The following is a 1,187-nucleotide window of genomic DNA, read 5'->3' on the forward strand; positions in this document are numbered from 1 at the left end:
CCAGCAGGCGGTCGGCGCCGAGCGGCGCGCGGTCGCCGAGGATGCCGGCGCGGAACCCGTCGCGGCCGCCGATGCGCGCGATGCCGACCAGGCTGCCCGCGCCGAGCCGGAAGCCGGCATCGAGCCAGCAGAAACGGTGCAGCGTATGCGCCGGCTTGTGCGTCTCGGTCGCGAGTTCCAGCACGGCCGCGAGGTCTTCCGTGCGGTGCGCCGGCACCACCACGGTGAAGCGGTGCGCGAAGCGGCGGTGGAAGCGGATCAGCGCGTCGTCATCCAGCGGGTCGGGCGGATCGGCTTCCGGGCAGGGGGTGCCGCCCGTCGCGCGCGTCGCGGCACGGCGGACCAGCAGCGCCGCGTGCTTCAGCGCCAGCGCCTGCTCCCAGGGCTCGGCCGGCTCCGCATCCGGCCCCTCGTCGTCGCCGATCTGCAACCCGGGGCCGAGCACGCCCCATTCCGCCGTGCCGAGCACCGCCGTGCTCTCCCGCCGCAGCCGGAACCCCTCGATGATCTGCACCGGCGCGCGCGCCAGGATGGAGAGCAGCCGCGTCAGCCCGGGCACCGTACCGCGCTGCCGCCACAGCGTCGCCGCCTCGGCCAGCAGGCTGCGCCGCACATCCTCGGCGACGCGCGCATCGAAGGTCAGCGCGAGGAAGCCGGCGAGCCACTCCAGCGCCTCGCGCGGGGTGGTGGAGGCGGCGAGCAGGTGCCGCAGCGCGGTGATCCGCGCATCGGTCTCGGTGACGAAGCCCTCGAACAGCGCCAGCGCGCGGTCGCTCGCCTCCGCCGCCACCGGATCGCCGCGCCAGTAGGAGGGCAGCAGGTCCATCAGCGAGGGCCGCGGGCAGGTGGCGCGCAGGGCGAACAGCGCCGCCGCGCGGCGTTCCGTGCCCGTCAGCCGGACGCGCAGCCAGAGCCAGCGGCCGGGCGGCGCCTTGATCACGCCTTCCAGCGTGACCATCGCCTCGGGCGGCGGGTCGGCGTGGCCGCGCGCGCCGCGCAGCGGATCCTCGCTGGGCAGCGCCGAGGCGAAGGGCGGGTTCGGCGTATCCGCGAAGGCGAGGCGACGGTCCAGCAGGCCCACCGGCGACCAGCCCACCGCTTCCTCCGGCGCCAGCGTGCCGAGGGGTGGCCAGGCCCGGTCGGCCGGCACCGGCGCGGCACGATCCGCCGGCGGGCGCGGGTCGCGC

The 1,187-nt window shown here is 77.0% G+C and carries 1 protein-coding gene; it reads right to left on the bottom strand.

The window, feature by feature from the left end; all coding sequences use genetic code 11:
- On the bottom strand, positions 1-1,150 hold a 1,150-nt coding region (locus OZN99_RS32065), incomplete at its 3' end, for a phage tail protein (RefSeq protein WP_270939233.1).
- Positions 1,151-1,187: the final 37 nt, after the last annotated feature.

The organism is Falsiroseomonas oryzae (genome assembly GCF_027856955.1).
GTDB lineage: Bacteria > Pseudomonadota > Alphaproteobacteria > Acetobacterales > Acetobacteraceae > Falsiroseomonas > Falsiroseomonas oryzae.